This is a genomic window from Streptomyces sp. Je 1-79, from assembly GCF_025195125.1.
Taxonomy (GTDB): Bacteria; Actinomycetota; Actinomycetes; order Streptomycetales; family Streptomycetaceae; genus Streptomyces.
This window is the reverse complement of record NZ_JAMGSL010000004.1, coordinates 325,732-342,298: the sequence shown is the minus strand read 5'-3', so window position 1 is coordinate 342,298 and position 16,567 is coordinate 325,732. Positions and strand designations below refer to the sequence as shown.

General features: G+C 69.9%; 13 protein-coding genes. 4 read left to right on the top strand and 9 right to left on the bottom strand.

Going from position 1 to position 16,567, the window contains the following annotated elements:
• Positions 1–24: 24 nt before the first annotated feature.
• From M5362_RS09475 to M5362_RS09450, 6 genes are all read right to left on the bottom strand, one after another.
• Positions 25–1,404: an FAD-binding oxidoreductase gene (locus tag M5362_RS09475; RefSeq protein ID WP_260226933.1), complete on the bottom strand. Its 1,380-nt coding sequence runs from the start codon at positions 1,402–1,404 to the stop codon at positions 25–27.
• 60 nt (positions 1,405–1,464) lie between these two features.
• Complete coding sequence (locus M5362_RS09470) at positions 1,465–3,012, bottom strand: long-chain fatty acid--CoA ligase (RefSeq protein WP_260226932.1); 1,548 nt, start codon at positions 3,010–3,012, stop codon at positions 1,465–1,467.
• Between the two features lie 45 nt (positions 3,013–3,057).
• Entirely contained in the window at positions 3,058–4,521 is a 1,464-nt protein-coding gene (locus M5362_RS09465; protein WP_260226931.1) for an aldehyde dehydrogenase, read from the bottom strand.
• A gap of 26 nt (positions 4,522–4,547) precedes the next feature.
• Positions 4,548–5,645: a Zn-dependent alcohol dehydrogenase gene (locus M5362_RS09460; RefSeq protein WP_260226930.1), complete on the bottom strand. Its 1,098-nt coding sequence runs from the start codon at positions 5,643–5,645 to the stop codon at positions 4,548–4,550.
• A gap of 60 nt (positions 5,646–5,705) precedes the next feature.
• On the bottom strand, positions 5,706–8,039 hold the full coding sequence (locus M5362_RS09455; protein ID WP_260226929.1) for an AMP-binding protein: 2,334 nt from the start codon (positions 8,037–8,039) through the stop codon (positions 5,706–5,708).
• Positions 8,040–8,199: 160 nt separating this feature from the next.
• Positions 8,200–8,898 (bottom strand): transporter, encoded by a 699-nt coding sequence (locus M5362_RS09450; RefSeq protein ID WP_260226928.1) that lies wholly within the window; start codon positions 8,896–8,898, stop codon positions 8,200–8,202.
• A gap of 249 nt (positions 8,899–9,147) precedes the next feature.
• Between M5362_RS09450 and M5362_RS09445 the strand changes: the two genes are divergently transcribed.
• Positions 9,148–9,738, top strand: a complete 591-nt coding sequence (locus M5362_RS09445) for a TetR/AcrR family transcriptional regulator (RefSeq protein WP_260226927.1) — start codon at positions 9,148–9,150, stop codon at positions 9,736–9,738.
• Positions 9,739–9,836: 98 nt separating this feature from the next.
• On the opposite strand, the gene M5362_RS09440 is transcribed toward M5362_RS09445, so the two are convergent.
• From M5362_RS09440 to M5362_RS09430, 3 genes are read right to left on the bottom strand one after another with little or no spacing between them, the layout of a single operon-like run.
• On the bottom strand, positions 9,837–10,610 hold the full coding sequence (locus M5362_RS09440; protein WP_260226926.1) for a gamma-glutamyl-gamma-aminobutyrate hydrolase family protein: 774 nt from the start codon (positions 10,608–10,610) through the stop codon (positions 9,837–9,839).
• Positions 10,607–11,977 (bottom strand): glutamine synthetase family protein, encoded by a 1,371-nt coding sequence (locus M5362_RS09435; protein WP_260226925.1) that lies wholly within the window; start codon positions 11,975–11,977, stop codon positions 10,607–10,609. Before M5362_RS09435 ends, M5362_RS09440 begins: the two co-directional genes overlap by 4 nt.
• The gene (locus M5362_RS09430) at positions 11,970–12,635 is read right to left on the bottom strand and encodes a hypothetical protein (RefSeq protein WP_260226924.1); all 666 of its coding nucleotides are present in this window, start codon (positions 12,633–12,635) and stop codon (positions 11,970–11,972) included. The genes M5362_RS09435 and M5362_RS09430 overlap by 8 nt, the downstream gene beginning before the upstream one ends.
• A 156-nt stretch (positions 12,636–12,791) precedes the next feature.
• Between M5362_RS09430 and M5362_RS09425 the strand changes: the two genes are divergently transcribed.
• The 3 genes from M5362_RS09425 to M5362_RS09415 all read left to right on the top strand — a co-directional run bounded on the left by M5362_RS09425 (position 12,792) and on the right by M5362_RS09415 (position 15,994).
• Entirely contained in the window at positions 12,792–13,763 is a 972-nt protein-coding gene (locus M5362_RS09425) for an alpha/beta hydrolase (RefSeq protein WP_260226923.1), read from the top strand.
• A 189-nt stretch (positions 13,764–13,952) separates the two neighbouring features.
• On the top strand, positions 13,953–15,617 hold the full coding sequence (locus M5362_RS09420) for an NAD(P)/FAD-dependent oxidoreductase (protein ID WP_260226922.1): 1,665 nt from the start codon (positions 13,953–13,955) through the stop codon (positions 15,615–15,617).
• Positions 15,614–15,994: a hotdog domain-containing protein gene (locus M5362_RS09415; RefSeq protein ID WP_260226921.1), complete on the top strand. Its 381-nt coding sequence runs from the start codon at positions 15,614–15,616 to the stop codon at positions 15,992–15,994. The genes M5362_RS09420 and M5362_RS09415 overlap by 4 nt, the downstream gene beginning before the upstream one ends.
• The last annotated feature ends 573 nt before the right edge of the window (positions 15,995–16,567 follow it).

The window sequence follows — 16,567 nt, the reverse complement described above, 5'->3', positions numbered from 1 at the left end:
CTCGTGACTCCTTCTGCCTGTTCGTCATCGGTCTGCACCGTCGGCCCGGCGGTGGTGATCAGTTCCCGGAGCGGCGCCGCGCCGGGCGTTCCGCCGGCTTCCGTTGATCAGGTCGTTGAAACGGTCGACGGTCCAGATGGTGCGCAGCCCCGAAGCGCCCATCATCAGAGGACGCGGGAAGGTGGGCTTCTTCGCCCAGAGGGTCTTCAGGTCCTCGTGCTGTTCGCCGTCCACGATCAGGTCGGCGATGAGGGAGCCGGCGTACGGCGCCTGGGCCAGGCCGTGACCGTTGCAGGCGACCGAGTAGAAGACGTCGCCGCCGATCGTGCCGGCGACGGGAAGCCATGACGGGGTGATCGCGACCCATCCGCCCCAGGCACGCGCGGCCGCGACGTCGGCGAGCGCGGGGAAGCGCGTTTCGAAGGCACGTGCGAGGTCGGCGACAACCGCCTGGTCCGGCTTCCTCGGGGGAAGCGGGTGGTTCTTCCCCCGCACGAGCCGGCGGACGCCGAACACGATGGTGTTGCGTGAGGTGAGCCGGTAGTTCTCCATGATGTTGTGCTGGGTCACCACCCCCGACCGGCTGGTCCAGCCCAGCGCGGCCAGGCGCGCGGGGTCGATCGGCTCGGTCTCCACCTCGCTGACCCAGATCGGCACGGAGAGCCGCTTCGGAGTGATGGCCAGATCGCCGCCGAAGGCGTTCGTCGCGAGTACGACCTTGTTCGCGCGGACCTCGCCCCCGGGCGACCTGATGACGACGTGATCGCCGTTCCGGGTGACGTCGGTGACGCGTGTCCGCTCGAATACCCGGGCGGTCGACGCGAGCACGGCGCGGCGGACGCCCAGGCTGAACGCGCCGGGGTTCATCGTCCCGCCGACGGATTCGCGCATGCCGCCGAGGAATCCGCGCGGGATGCCGAGCTCCGCGCTCGTGCCCGGTTCGACCTTCGCGCCGGCCTTCCGCAGGAGCTTCGTGACGCGGCGCACCCGGCCCATCTGCCCACGGGACACGGCAGCACAGACGTTGCCCGTCGCCTCGTAGTCGCAGTCGATGTCCAGTCGTTCGATCATCCGCTCCAGGAAGTGCGCGGCGTTCTCGGCGAACCGGACGACACCGGGAAACCTCCTGGGGTAGAGCATGCTCAGGAGCTGGATGTCGCCCCCCGGGGCGCCTGCCACCTGCCCGGCGTTGCGCGAGGCGGAGCCGTAACCGCAGAACTCGGCCTCCAGCAGCACCACGTCCCGGCCGCGCTCCGCCAGCCGCAGCGCCGTCGACATGCCCCCCAGGCCGCCGCCGACGACCGCGACCTCACAGGTGACGTCCTCTCGCAGGGCGGACCGGACATCGCTGGGCGGGTCGGTCCACCCGCTGAAGCTGGTGTACTCGACGTCGTCCGTCTTCATCTCGCTGTTCCTCGATTCGCGTCGTACGCAGTGGGGTTGCCGTTCCGGCTCTCTCGGACCTCAGCTCAGTTCGCGCTTGAGGATCTTTCCGGTGCCGGTCATCGGCAGGCTCGGCACGATCTCGACGATGCGGGGGTACTTGTAGGAGGCCATCTGCTCCTTGCCCCAGGCGACGAGCTCCTCGGCGCTGACGGCCGCATCCCTTTCGAGGATCACGAAAGCCTTGATCTCCTCGCCGTGGCTGTCGTGCGGAACGCCGATGACCGCCGCCAGGCTCACCGCGGGATGGGTGAGCAGTACCTCCTCGATCTCGCGGGGATAGACGTTGAAACCGCCGCGGATGACGAGGTCCTTCACGCGGTCGACGACGTAGTAGAAACCGTCCTCGTCGCGCCGTGCGAGGTCTCCGGTGCGGAACCATCCGTCGCGGATCACCTCGGCCGTCGCCTTCGGGCGGTTGTAGTAGCCCTTCATGACGTTGTGACCCCTGATCGCGATCTCGCCGACCTCCCCGGCCACGGTGACCTCCGTCCAGTCCGGCCGGATCAGCTTCAGCTCCACACCCCAGATCGGGACGCCGATCGAGCCCGGTCGGGCTTCGAGCCGGGGGTCGCTGAACGTGGCGACGGGCGACGTCTCGGACAACCCGTACCCTTCGAGCACGGTGATGCCGAGGCGCTGCTCGACCTGGCTGATGATCTCGACAGGCAGGGCCGCCCCACCGGAGATCCCGATCCTCAGGTGCGCGGCGATCCGTTGGACGTCGATGTCGTCGGTGAGGGCGTTGAGCAGCCCCCACCACATGGTCGGTACCCCGGCGAAGAACGTGATGACCTCGCGGTCCATCAGCTCGACCACCTCACGGGCGGCGAAGCGCGGCACGAGGTGCAAGGTCGCGGCGACCGAGAACCCGGCGTGCATCTGCACCGTCGCACCGAAGGTGTGGAACAGCGGAAGGCAGACCAACTGACTGTCCGCGGCCGGTTCGTTGCGGAACAGCCGGTTGCAGGCCATCACGTTCAGCATCGTGTTGGCGTGGGAGAGTTCGGCGCCCTTGGGCCGACCGGTCGTTCCCGATGTGTACAGGATGGTCGCGGTGTCGGTCGGCTCTCTGACCACCGACTCGAACACGGTGCTCATGCCGGCGAGCGCCTGGCCGAGCGTCTCGGCACCGGCGATCGGACTGGGGGCTTCCGGGTCGGCGGTGATGACGAAGAAGTGCTCCACCGTCTTGACCTCGCGGTGTCCGGCATGGCCCTCCGCGGCCATGGGCAGCTCCGGAGTTCCTTCGAAGCAGAAGTACGCCGAGACGTCCGCGTCGTCGAGGTGGTAGGCGATCTCGCGGCCCTTGAGCAGGACGTTGAGAGGTACCACGACCGCCCCGGCCTTCAGGACGCCGTAGTAGACGATGGGGAAGTAGGGGAGATTGGGGCAGCTCAGTGCGACCTTGTCGCTGGGCTGGACACCGCGGGACACCAGCAGGTTGGCGACCTGGTTCGCCGCCGCGTCGACCTGGCGGTAGGTCAGCCGGTTCGAGCCGAGTACGAGCGCGTCCCGGTCCGGGTACGTGCGGGCGGAGTCTTCGAGGAGGATCGAGAGGTTCAGCATGGGAGTTCTCCAGCGGCGGGGGGTTGGTTCATCGGGCGACGCGGTTCACAGCGGAAGGTCCGGCGAGTCGACGCCGACCACCCGGTCGCCGCAGAACACGCGCACCGACTCGGCCGGGCCGTGACCGCCGATGCCGGCCGGCCCCCAGAAGCTCTGCGCGGAATCGTCGCCGAGGTCCGCGACCTTCGCGCCGTTGACGCGCACCTCGCCGGACTGCACCCGCGAGCCGACCGCGATCGCCCGCTCGACATCGCCGCCGAAGACGTAGGCGTCGAGTCCTGAGGGGTTGGCGTTCGCGATGCGCAGCGCCTCCTCGTCGGAATCGACGGCGTGCACGGACACGAGGGGACCGAACAGCTCCGCGGTGGCCTTCGCCGGGTCGGCCCCGGCGGCGACTGTCGGCGAGAGGAAGAACCCGTCGAGATCCGGGAGTCGGGCCGGCTGGTGGATCGTGGCTCCCAGGGCGCGCAGTCCTTCGATCCGGCTCTCCAGCGTCGCGAAGTGCGGTGCGTTCGAGATCGGGCCGAGCTCGACGCCCTCGTCGAGGGAGTGACCGACCACGACCTTGGCGATGCGCTCGGTCAGCGCTTCGAGCAGCGGCCCCACCAGGCTCCGGTGGGCGAGCACCTTGCCCGGCCCCTCACACCATTGGCCGTTCAGCTTGGTCATTCCCTCGAAGATGCCGTCGGCGGCGACCTCGACGTCGGCGTCGTCCAGGACGAGCGCGGGGTTGTTGCCGCCGAGCTCCAGCTGAAGGACCTTGAAGTCCTCCGCGGCGGCGCGGGCGATCGCACGGCCGGCGACCGGGCCGCCGGTGAACGAAACGACCTTGATGCGCGGGTCACCGGTCAGCGCGGCGCCCACCTCGCCGCGGCCGTGCACGAGTTGCAGGGCGCCGGCGGGCAGTCCGGCTTCGACGAAGCACTCGACGATGATCTGGGCGCTGCCCGGAGCGTGCTCCGACGGCTTCAGAATCACCGGGCACCCCGCCGCGACCGCGCTCACGACCTTGGCCGCGGGGATGAAGCTCGGGCCGTTCCACGGGGTGAGGATCGCGGCGGGTCCCCACGGGACCTTGTACAGGCGGACGTCACGGCCGTCCGCCGCCAGCGCTCGCACGCGGGGGATGCTCAGCAGTTCCGCTGCCGTCGCCCGGATCCTGGCGGGCAGGAAGGCGGCCACCTTCCGCGTGACGCCGATCGGCACGCCGCTGGTCAGGGAATCCGTGCGGGCGATGTCCTCCGCTCGGCTCTCGACGAGCACGGCGACGCGTTCCAGCATGTCCGCGCGCTCTCGACGGGCCCCGTCGTCCCACCGGCCGACGCCGTACAGGCGCTCCGCGTGCCGCAAGGCCCGTTCGACGTCCCGGGGTCCGGTCGTGACCATGGGGTGCACCGGCCGGCGGGTGTTGGGGTCGACGTTCCATTCGCCTTGGACCGTCTCGCAGTCGCTCCAGGCGTCCGCGATGTAGTTCACCGGCCGGGGGACGGCCGTCTCGCTGCTCGACATATGAGTCACCTCCGCGTCCGTGTTCCTCAGGCCTTCAGGTCGACGACGACGCGGGTCACGTCACCGCTGCGCATCGCCTTGAAGCCCTCGTTGATCTCGCCGAACGGGATGACCTGCGTGACCATCTCGTCGAGCAGCAGCCGCCCCTGCTGGTACAGGCGTGCGAGCTGGGTGATGTCCTGGCGCACCTGACCGGAGCCCATGTACGAGCCGATGAGGCGCTTCTCGCCGAAGAAGAAGTCCGACGCGGGCAGGGTGAGCTCGGTACCTGCCGGGGCGATGCCCACCAGGGTCGCGGTGCCGGTCGCCCGCAGCACCGACAGCGCCGTGGCCGCGGTGCGCGCCGAGCCGACGGCCTCGAACGAGTAGTCGACCCCGTCGCCCAGCAGGTTCCGCACCTCCGCGGCGACGTCGTCGGCGCCTCCGTGCACGACGTGGGTCGCGCCGTAGCCGCGCGCGGCCTTCAGTCGCGCCTCGTCCAGGTCGATCGCGACGATGGCCGAGGCCCCCGCGAGCCTGGCTCCCTGGATGATGGCCGATCCGACGCCGCCGCAGCCGATCACCGCGACCGTGCTCCCCGGACGCACCCGGGCGCCGCGGAAGACGGCGCCCACGCCGGTGATGACACAGCACGACAGGAGACACCCCACGTGCAGCGGCACCGCGTCGTCCAGCTTCACCAGCGCGTTCTCCCTCATGAGGGTGTGCCGCGAGAACGCGCCGATGTCGCCGAGCCGCTCGACCGGCCGGCCGTCCGCCAGCTGGAAAGCGGGACGCGGACGTCGCCGGATCTCCTCGGTGCGCAGGCACTGCGTCGACCGGCCGGCCTCGCAGTTGACGCACCGGCCGCACGACGGCGTCAGCGCCCCGACCACGCGGTCGCCCGGGCGCAGCCCGGTCACCGCGGAGCCGGTCGTCTCGACCACGCCGGCCACCTCGTGTCCCACCACCACCGGCAGACCGGTCGGCACCGTTCCGGTCATGTAGTGCAGATCGCTGTGGCACAGACCCACGTGGGAGACCGCGACGCGCACCTCGTCGGGCTCGGGATCGTCCACCTGGATCGCGGTCATCTCGAGCGGCTCGTTCACCGCGGTGAGTACCGCGGCCTCTGTGTCGATCACGTCCAAGTCTCCTCTGTCGTTCGTTCCGTGAAAGTGATGCGGTGTCGCCCCGTCCCGGAGCTATGCGCCGGCGCCCTTCGCGGCCCAGAAGCCCTCGATGCCGGCGCTGAACACCCCGCTCTCCCAGGCCTTCTTGGCGGCGACGTCCTCACGGGCGAAGGCCTGCTCGATCTCTTCGGGCTGCGGTCGCAGGAGCGCCAGGTGAAGCGCCGTCGTGTTGCTCTCCGGGGTCCAGGCGGCCACCAGGTCGATGGCCCGGTCGACGAGTTCGTCCGACGCGACGATCTCGTCCAGGAGACCGATCCGCAGGGCCTCCTCGGCGCCGATCCGCGGCGAGCCGAGGACCATGCGCATCGCGTGGTTCCGGACGAGGCGCGTCAGCAGCAGGCTCGACGCGTTCGAGATCGTGATCCCCCGGCCGTTCTCCGGCTGGTAGAACTCCGTCGCCGGGGTTCCGATCCGGGCGTCGCAGCAGAGGGTGATCTCCGAGGCGCCGCCGACCGCGAGACCGTTCACCGCCGCGATGACGGGAACTCGCGTCTCCACGATGGCGCGTGTGATGTCGTGGAAGCTCTCGAACGCGCCCCGGACCTCCTCGTACGAGGTCGGCACGGACTGGAGGTCCTCGCCCGACGAGAACGCCCGGCCCTCGCCGGTGAGCACGATCCCGCGTACGTTCTCGCCGGAGCCGTATGCGCGGACGGCGCGGGCCAGCCGCAGTCGCGTGGCGACGTCCATGGCGTTCAGCTTCTCCGGACGGCGCAGCGTCAGCACCGCCACACCGCGGACGACCTCGACGCCGAGGGAGTCCGTGGGCGGGACCTCGGGCGCGCCCGCGGTCCCGCGCCGGGTGCCCAGGTCGTAGGTGACGCCGGGCTCGGCCGCGGCGCGCTCCTTGAGCGCCGGCTTGGACACGCGCTCGGACGGTGTACGGGGGAAGTCGGCGACGAACTCGACGTAGCGCGGCACCTTGAAGCGGGCGAGCTGCCGACCGGCCCGGTCGATGATCCGCGCGGCGGTCGTGCGGTCGGCCGGCATCCCGGCGGCGAGCTGGACGAAGGCCTTGACCTCCTCGCCGAACGTCTCGTCGGGTTCGGCGACGACCGCGCTGGCCACGACCGCGTCGTCACGTTCGAGCACGGCCTCGACCTCGGCGCTCGCGATGTTCTCGCCGCCGCGACGCACCATGTCCTTGATCCGCCCGACCAGTCTGATGCCGCGGTCAGGCCGGCGGACGACGACGTCTCCGGTGTGCAGCCAGCCGTCCCGCAGCACCTGGGCGGTGTCCTCCGGACGGTTCCAGTAGCCGCGCATCATCGGCTTCCCCGAGACGATCAGCTCACCTGGCTCGCCGTCGGGCACGTCGGCGCCCTGCGGATCGACCACCCGGACCCGCTTGGTCGGCACCGGAAGCCCCAGGCTCCCGCTTCCCACGGCAGTCACGTCGTCGACGGGAGCGACCATGTCGACGCCGGACTCGGTCATACCGTAGATCTCCCGCCACGGCGCGCCCCAGCGTTGCTCCAGCTGGGCGTGGAGCCCGACCGGAACGCCTGAGCAGAGCACCAGGCGCACCTCGTTGTCCAGGTCGTCGAGGCCCGGCGGCTGCTTGAACAGCAGCGTCGGCATGGATCCGAGCACGTAGAAGAAGGTCGCGCGATGGCGGCGGACGTCGGCGAAGAAGCCCGACGCGGAGAACCGCGGGAGCACGACCAGCGGGGCCCCGACCGTCAGGGCGAGCGCGGTGTTCCACTGCGGGTCCATGTAGGAGAACGGCTGAGCGGTGAGCAGGACGTCCTCGGCGCCGAGTCCGGTCGCCGCGGCGCAGGTCCAGCCCAGCCGCACCCAGTAGTCGTGGGTGAGCATGCACGCCTTGGGGAAGCCGGTGGTGCCCGACGTGTACTGCAGGTTCGCCAGGGTCTCGCCGGTGGGGCGCACCTTCGGAGCGGTCGCCGGGAACGGCGCGGAGCCGTCATCGGCGACGTCGACGATGCGCAGCTCCGCCAGGTCGTGCTCACCGGCGGCGACTTCCGTCAGGAGAGCCGCCCGCTCGCGGTCGGTGAACACGACCCTGGCTCCCGAATCGCGCAGGAGGAACGTGAGATCGGCCCTCTTGTACGAGGAGTTGACCGGCACCACCACAGCGCCGGCCTTCAGTGCGGACAGCCACACGACGGGCCAGTGCACGATGTTCGGGAGCATGATCGCGACGCGGTCGCCCGCCTGGACGCCGTCGACCTCGATCAGCCGGTGCGCCAGCCTGGAGGTCCAGGCGTCGATCTCGGCGAAGGTCCAGGATTCGTCGCCGAAGCGCAGGAACTCCTGATCCGGCGATCGCCGCGCGCGCTCGGACAGCAGGCCGGTCAGCGTCGTGGTGGAGGGGTCCTCCCCCATCTGCCCGGGCCTGACGGCCGGTCGCGGACGGTGCGGGACCACGTTTCCCTCTGGCGTTTCCTTCACGACCACGGATGCTTCCTCTGCATGGGACGTTCTCCTCGGTTCTCTGCCTCGATCGCGGCCGGCGCTTCCCTGGCCGCGACGGGATCGTGGCTGCTCAGGCGTCGGCGGGGCTCTGTTCGCGCCGGTCCGGCTCCGCGTCGGCCGACTCGTTGTGGGCGTGCAGGGCGCGGTAGGCGAAGTAGTACGTGCACATCTGGAAGGCCCAGGTGCTCAGCGCGGCGATGTAGAAGAGGGTGTGCGCCTCGTCGTCGCCCGGGATGCGGACGAAGTCGTAGGTCGCGGCGATGGTGAACGCGGCAGCGGTCGCCAGTCCCGCCACGATGGCCGTTCCCCTCGCGCCGATCGCCCAGAGCCGCTTCGAGAAGTAGATCAGGAACAGAGTGGTCAGCACGTTGACGACGACGTAGAAGATGTCCAGGGCCAGGCCCAGCCGTTCGCCGAACAGCTGCAGGAGGAGTCCGACACCGGCCGCGAACGCGAACACCCCGACGTCGGTCGCCTTGGACGGCTTGTACCGGTGCGTCGCACCCATCAGGCCCATGACGAGAATCAGCGTGATGCCGACCGACCGGGAGAACGCGTCGAGGAAATGCGCCGCGGTGTACATGGGGCTGTCCTCGTCGGCCCCCAGGAGCGCGTAGACGAGGAAGTTCGTCCCGGAGGTGGCGACGATGATCCATTCGAGGCCGAGCAGGTAGTTCCCGTATTCCCGGATGAACTTCCATCCGAAGGTGAAGCCGGCCGTGATCATGAACACGTCGGCGAGCAGGAAGAGCGCTGCTTTGAGTTCCATGTGTCCTCGGTTCCTTGAAAGCCTCGTCGGCCTCCACGGCTCTGCCGAAGGTCTCGGTCGAGCGAGACCGGCGAGGGCCGGGGCGTTCACGAGGGGGTAGACATTCATGCTGCTGCATCACGGTCGACCGATCAAGTCATCTGACCAACTATTTCCGCAAAGCTGCTGCGGCCTGGGCTGATGCCGCCGATCCGCCTGTTAGCCTGGTCGCTGACTTGATCGATCGTCCAACTTCGGCAGGGGGCACAAGTGGCACGCGTACCGGCGGCCGAGCGGCGCAACGACCTGGTGAACGCCGCCATCCAAGTGATCGCGAGCCACGGCGTCGACGGGGCGACGACCCGCCGGATCGCCGAGCAGGCCAACGCTCCGCTGGCGACGCTGCACTACTGCTTCCAGTCCAAGGAGCTGCTGTTCGCAGCCGTCTTCGAACGGCTGGCGGAGCGGTACCGCGAGGTTCTGGTCGCGAACGACGTGCACGGCGACGTGAGCGCGACGGCGCGTGCGATCCTCCGCGGACTCATGAACTGGTATCTCAAGTCCTCGGATTTCGCCTCCGCGACCATCGAGCTGATCAGCTGGGCGCAGCGCACGAGGGAGCATCCGGCCGAGGCCGTGTACAACGCGGCGTTCAAGGTCATGCGCTCGATCCTCGAGAGAGCGGCCTCCGGACAGGACATCGCGCCCGAGACGATCGACCAGATCACCTACGTCGTCGGCGCCCTGTCGGACGGCTACGTCATGAACTGGCTGACGTACGCCGATCGCGCCCAAGCCGCCCGGCAGGCGGAGGTCGTCATCGACGTCCTCGATGCGTGGCTGGCCGCGAAGCTCGCCTGATCACGAGCAGCGCCGCCGGGTCCGCCGGGCACGGCGGTGGCCGGCGGACCCGAGTGCGTCCGCCGGCGACGGCAGGCGGACGCACTCGGATCCCCTCGTCACAGCCGCTTCACGGATTCCTCGACGATCCACGTCATCGTCGGATCGTCGCTCCTCATCCATTCCGGATGCCACTGGACACCCAGAACCGGTGCGTCCGGGAGCTCCACCGCCTCGACCACGCCGTCGGCCGTCCGGCCCGTCACGACGAGCCCCTCGCCGCAGCGACCGACTGCCTGGTGGTGCCAGGAGTTGGTGACGGTCCGCGCTCCGAACAGTCCCGCCACGATCGAGCCGGGCCGGAAGGTCACGAGGTGATCGTCCGTGCCGTCGGTGAGCGCGGCCTCCTGCGACAGGTGCCGCACCTCGCCGGGCGGCAGGTCGGCGATGAGCGTGCCGCCGAGCGCGACGTTGAGGATCTGCATGCCCCGGCATACCGCGAGCACCGGGATCCCTCGGTCGAGCGCGGCGCGCACGAGTGCGAGCTCGTACGCGTCCCGCTCGGCGTCGTGGACCATGGGGTCCGTACGCGGGTCGACGTCGCGGACCACGGCCGGGTCCCCGCCCCAGCACGCCGGATGCAGGTCCTGCCCGCCGGTGACGACGACGCCGGCCAGCCAGTGGCAGACCGCCTCCGGGTCCGTCTCGTACGAGAGATTCACCGGGAGCCCGCCGGCCCGTGCGATCCGGATGCCGTAGTCCGACATGTAGCTGTCGGCGCAGCGATCGCCGTACCGGGGGTCCGCGCCCCTGATCAGGTCCAGCCGGATCCGCCGACCGGTGATGCCGATGAGCGGCCGCGCCGGGGCCGACGCAACTCCGTTCCCGCTCACGGCAGTTCGAAGTAGCGGGTGGACTCCCACGGGGAGAGTTCGGTGAACGGGTCCCCGCCCGCGGTGTGGAACTGCATCCACTCCCACCGGCGTGATCCGACCCAGTAGTCCACGAAGTCGGAGCCGAGGAGGTCGCGCAGGATCGGATCGGCTTCGAGCGCGGCGGCGGCCTTCGTGATGGTGTCCGGGAGGCGTGTGATGATCCCGGGCGGCATGCACCACGCCATGTCGGTGACCGGCTCCGGCGGTTCGATCTTGCGTTCCAGACCTGCGATCACACCGGCCAGCACGCCGGCCAGCGCGAGGTACAGGTTCGCGTCCGCCCCCGGGACCCGGTACTCCAGGCGGGAGTACGACGGATGTCCGCACACCGCCCGGACCGCGGTGGTCTTGTTGCTGATGCCCCAGCTGACGGTGACCGGCGGGCCGCTGAGATCCACCAGGCGCCGGTACGACGTGATCTGCGGGAGCACGATCGAGCAGTTGCCCTCGATCGTCGCGAGCAGGCCGCCGATGGCGTGGCGCATCGTCTCCGACGGCCCCTCCTCCGCGTAGAACGTGTTGACGCCGTCGCGCTGCAGAGACAGATTGATGTGCGAGGCCTGTCCGTAACCCGCGGTGGGCTTCGCCATGAAGGTGACCGTGTGCCCGCGGTCGAACGCGACCTCGCGCATGATCTGGCGGGTCCGTGCCCAGGCGTCACCGATCGTGATCGGGTCGCCGGGAGCCAGGTTGATCTCGATCTGGCCGGCGGCGTCCTCGTCGCTCCAGGCCTCCCACTCGATGCCGACCGCGTCGAGCCGGTTGGCGACGGCCTTCATATAACCGGTCCAGTCCTTCGACTTCGCCAGGTGGTAGGCCGTACCCGCGCTCCCGCCGAGGGGAGTCAGGTCGCGGTATCCGCGTGCGCGCGCCTCGTGGACGGACTCCTCGAAGACGGTCGCCTCGATCTCGACGGCGACGGTCGCGGTGAAGCCGAGCGAGGCGAGGCGGCCGACCATCTTCCGCGTGAGGTTGCGCGGACAGAGAGGGACCGGCGTGCCGTCCTTCAGCCAGTAGTCGCCGACCACGGCGTCGAGACCCGGCTCCCACTCGACCAGGGTCGACATGTCGGGGCGGAAGTAGACGTCGTCCAGATGCCCGCGCCAGTCGGGGAAGGCGAAACCCAGGGCCGGGGCATTGCCGAGGTCGAGCCCGAACAGGAGGTCGGCGAAGGCGAACCCCGAGTTCACGCCCGAGGCGAACTTCTTCGGCGCCACGGTCTTGCCGAGGAACGAGCCGTCGTGGTTCGTCGCCTCGAGCCGGACGGCCCGCGTTCCGGCATCGCGGACGTCAACTCCCGCGACGGGCTGGGTGAGTTCAGACATCGTAACGAACCTTCCAGGATGCGCCGACCATGACCGACAACTGGGAAAGGGTGCCCTGAACCCCGAGCACACCCGTGGACAGGACAGCCAGCAGGTCGTCGGCTCCGGAGAACACGCCGGCGAGCGCCTCGGGGGCTCCGGCGATCAGGTACTGCGTCGTGCCCTCGCCGAGCACGACCTGCTCCAGGCCCTCGGGGCCTTCGGTGACCGCGACGAGCACGTCAGGAATCCCCGGCACGGAACGCGCTGCAGTCCAGAAGTGCTCGGCGGCTGCCTGCCAGCCCGGTACCGGCGGCGACAGCGCGAACAGCACGTCCGCGGCGAACTCGGCGTCGCCCGAGGGAGCGTCAGCGGGCGCGAAGCGGGCGTTCAGGTCGACGGTGATCGCGGCGTCGGGTTCGGCGGGGGCTCCGCTCGAAACGGCGACGACGCCGCCGCCGAAGGTGATCGTCGCCGCCTGCGGCGTGTCGTGGGACCGGATCGCCACCGTGGCGGCCGCCTTCCGCAGCAGAGGGAGGGCATGGCCCGCGCGGGCGGAATCCCGCAGGGTGCGGCCGATCAACCGAACGAGGGGAGTCGCATCGTCCTCGATTCGGATGACGACCTCTCCGGCCGCCTCTGCGCCGGACACCGCAGGGACCGTAGTGGTTTCGGTCATCCTCCAGTCCTTTCGACTTCGGGAGATCGCGCGCGCCGCGCATCGGCCGCTCCGGATCTCGCATGGGGTGATCGACTTGGTCAAGTGACTCGATCAGATGACTAGGATGGTGGGGCACGGGTTACCACATGTCAATGACTTCAGAGAGGTCCCGCCGTGAACGAAGCGCAGCCGCCGTACTGGGATCAGCTGGACGCCGATGCGCGGTTCGTCGCCCGCCTCATCGCCGAAACCCTCAAGGAGCCGGTGCGCGAACTGGGTCCGGAAGCGGCACGGAGACTCCTGGCGACCACACCGCCGGAGCAGCCCCTCACCCCCCTCGACCGGGTCGATCGCCTGACCCTGCCCGCCCGCTCCGGCGAGCTCCGCGCGCGCCTCTACCACCCGGACGGCTCACCGGCCTCCGCGGACCCCCGCCCGGCGCTGATGTACCTGCACGGTGGCGGATTCGTGCTCGGCACCCTTGACGGAGTCGACGAGGTCTGCCGCGCCATCGCCGCCCGATCCGGGTGGGCGGTGTTCTCCCTGGAGTACCGGCTCGCGCCGGAGCACCCCTATCCGGCAGCACTCGACGACTGCGTCGACGCGTTCGCCTGGCTGCGCCGGTCGGCCGCCGGGCTCGGCATCGACCCGGACATGGTGGCCGTGGGGGGAGATTCCGCGGGCGGCAATCTGGCCACCGCCCTCTGTCTCAAGCTTCGGGACCTGGGGCTCGCGCAGCCCGCGTCCCAGGTACTCGTCTATCCCGCCGTCGACGACTCGTTCGCCACCCCGTCCTGGACCGAGTTCGCCGACGCCCCCCTGTTGACCGGCGCGGACGCCCGCTGGTTCTGGGAGCAGTACCTCGGACCGGACCCTGTGGGAGACGCCTGCCCTCTCGCCGCCCCGATGCGCGCCGAATCGCTGCGCGGTCTCCCGCCGGCACTCGTTCTCACCGCCGCCGTCGACCCGCTTCGCGACGATGCCGAGGCGTATGCCGAGAGGCTGCGGCAGGACGGCGTCGAGGTCACCACGATCCGCTGCGCCGGTGTGTTCCACGGCTTCTTCACCGAAGTGGGCGTGTTCGCCAGGACGGACGAGGCGATCGACCGGGTGGCGCGCCACCTGCGGGACGTCGCCGACACGTGAGCATGCGCGGCCGCGCAACTCGATTCGCATTCGACTATTGACCGCCGCTCGGGCCGCTGACTAGCCTGACTTGGTCATACGACCAAGTCGAATGACCAATACCGGCTCCTCGGCGTACCGAGGGTGCACGGCCCCGCCGCGGCTGACGGCCGGATGCCGCCCGCGTTTCGACTACCCGAAGGCAGATGCATGACAGACAAAGCCCCCGCCGCCGCCCCCGTCGTCGACGTCCTCTGTGTCGGTGCGGGATTCTCCGGCCTCTACGCCGCCTACAAGGTCGCCGAGAAGGGCTGGACATTCGCCGGATTCGAGGTCGCGCCCACCGTCGGCGGCACGTGGTACTGGAACACGTACCCCGGTGCGCGGTGCGACGTCGAGAGCGTCTACTACTCGTACTCGTTCAGCGAAGAGCTTCAGCAGGAATGGACCTGGAGCGAGCGCTTCGCTCCGCAGGCCGAGATCCTCCGCTACATCGATCACGTCGCGGACCGCTTCGACCTGCGCCGGCACTTCAGCTTCAACACCCGGGTGACCTCGGCGACCTGGCTCCCGGACGAGCGCCTCTGGGAGGTGGCCCTCGACTCCGGCGAGACCCGGCGGGGCCGCTATCTGCTCGCCGGCTCGGGAGGCCTCTCGACGCCCAAGGACTTCGACGTGCCGGGCCTGGAGAACTTCGCCGGGACCACGGTCTCGACGAGCCGGTGGAACATCCCGCTGAGCGATCTGGCGGGCAAGCGCGTCGCCGTCATCGGCACCGGGTCGTCCGCCGTGCAGTGCATTCCACTCATCGCCGAGGTCGCCGAGCACCTCACCGTGTTCCAGCGCACCCCCAACTACGTGTTCCCCGCCCGGAACGCCCCGCTGTCGGCGGACGTCGTCGGCGAGATCAAGGGCAGTTACGCGGCGATCCGCGAGGAGTGCCGGCACTCGCTCGGCGGCATCCCGGACCGCATCCCGGATGCCGCGGCGTTCGACGTCTCCGACGAGGAGCGGCGCGAGCGCTACGAGAAGGCCTATGAGCGCAGCGGATTCACCGGTGTCGGCGGCGAGTTCTCCGATCTGCTGACCGACGCGAGGGCCAATGAGACCGCGGCGGAGTTCGTGCGCGAGAAGATCCGCCAGATCGTCCAGGACCCCGGGACCGCCGCCGTCCTCGAGCCCCGCTTCCACGCGCTCGGCGCCAAGCGCAGCTGCTTCGGCACCGACTACTACGAGACCTTCAACCGCCCGAACGTCTCGGTGGTCTCCCTGCGTGACCAGCCCATCGACACCATGACGAGCGACAGCATCGTCACGGCGGGCGGCTCCTACGAGGTCGACGCCCTCGTGATGGCGATCGGGTTCGACGCCTTCACCGGCCCCCTGTTCGCGCTCAACGTCTCGGCCCCGGAGTCCGGCAGGCTGCAGGACGCGTGGAGCGACGGAGTCAGGACGTACCTGGGCATCATGACCGCCGGGTTCCCGAACTTCTTCATGATCGCCGGACCGCAGAGCCCGGCACTGGCGAGCAATGTCGTGGTCACGATCGAGCAGGCCGTCGACTGGATCACCGATCTGATCGGACACGCGAGGGCGGAGGGCGCCGAGGTCGTCGAGCCGACGGCCGAAGCCCAGGACGACTGGGTGAAGATCACCGAGGACACGGTGAACCAGACGCTGTACGCGACCACCGACTCCTGGTACCGGGGTTCGAACGTGACCGGCAAGCCGGCGACGTTTCTCGGCTATGTGGGCGGCGTCGGCAAGTACCGCCGGATGTGTACCGACCTCGCCAAGCACGGCTACCCAGGCATCGGGCTCGACGGCGCGACCGTCGCCCGCCGTATCGGCCGCATCGACGAGGAGATCGCATGAAGGTCGTGCACCAGCGCTATGTCGCCCACTCCGAGGCACACTACGCGGGGAACCTGGTCGACGGGGCCTTCGGGCTGAAGCTGTTCGGAGACGCCGGCACGCACCTGGCGATCACCATCGACGGCCACGAGAGCCTGTTCGCCGGGTACGCGTCGGTCGAGTTCCTCGCCCCGGTCCGCGGCGGCGACGTCGTCGAGGCCGAGGCCCGCCTGGCGTCGAAGGGGACCCGTAGCCGGACCGTCGACTTCGAACTGCGCGTCATCTGCCGCACGGTCGACGACTCCGGCCGGGCCGAAGTGCTGGCAGAGCCCATCGTCGCCACCCGGGCCCGAGGCACCGCCGTCGTTCCGGCCGACGCCGGAACGACGGCTCGGTGACCGTCGGGGGGAGGGCCCTCGACGCGTAGACGCACGGCGCGGTGGGGCGTTGCATCCCCCTTTCCAGGCAGGGAGTTCGGCCAGGCCCGGTCCGGGGCGATGCGGGATCAGCGGACCGGCAACGGTGGTCGCCGACGGCACTCACCGTTGCCGGTCCTACTGCGTCCCTGATCCCACACGGCGGCCGGGCAGGATCCGGCAGCTGGATGGTGGCCGGGGCGGGCACGACCGTGCCCGCCCCGGCCACCCGCGTACTACGCGGCCGTGCCCCAGACATGCCGGTCGGCGCCGTCCGGGCCGTCACCGCGTCGGGGCTCGGGCGGTCGGTCGCGGTCGGCAGGGGTCGGGACGGAAGGGAAGCGCACGGAGCCTCCGGGTAGTCGGGGTGATGGGTGAAGTGACGGCGACCGGTTCGGGACACGGGGCTCCGGCGGACGTCGGCGTATCGCCCTGCGCCGGGCCGTCCACCGGTCGGGTGCCGTGCCGGCTGCCCGAGCGGCGACCTCGCTGTCGCCGTCGGCATGGCAGGCCGGGAGCCTGACTCGATCTCGAATCGAATTTGAGTTTAGAGCT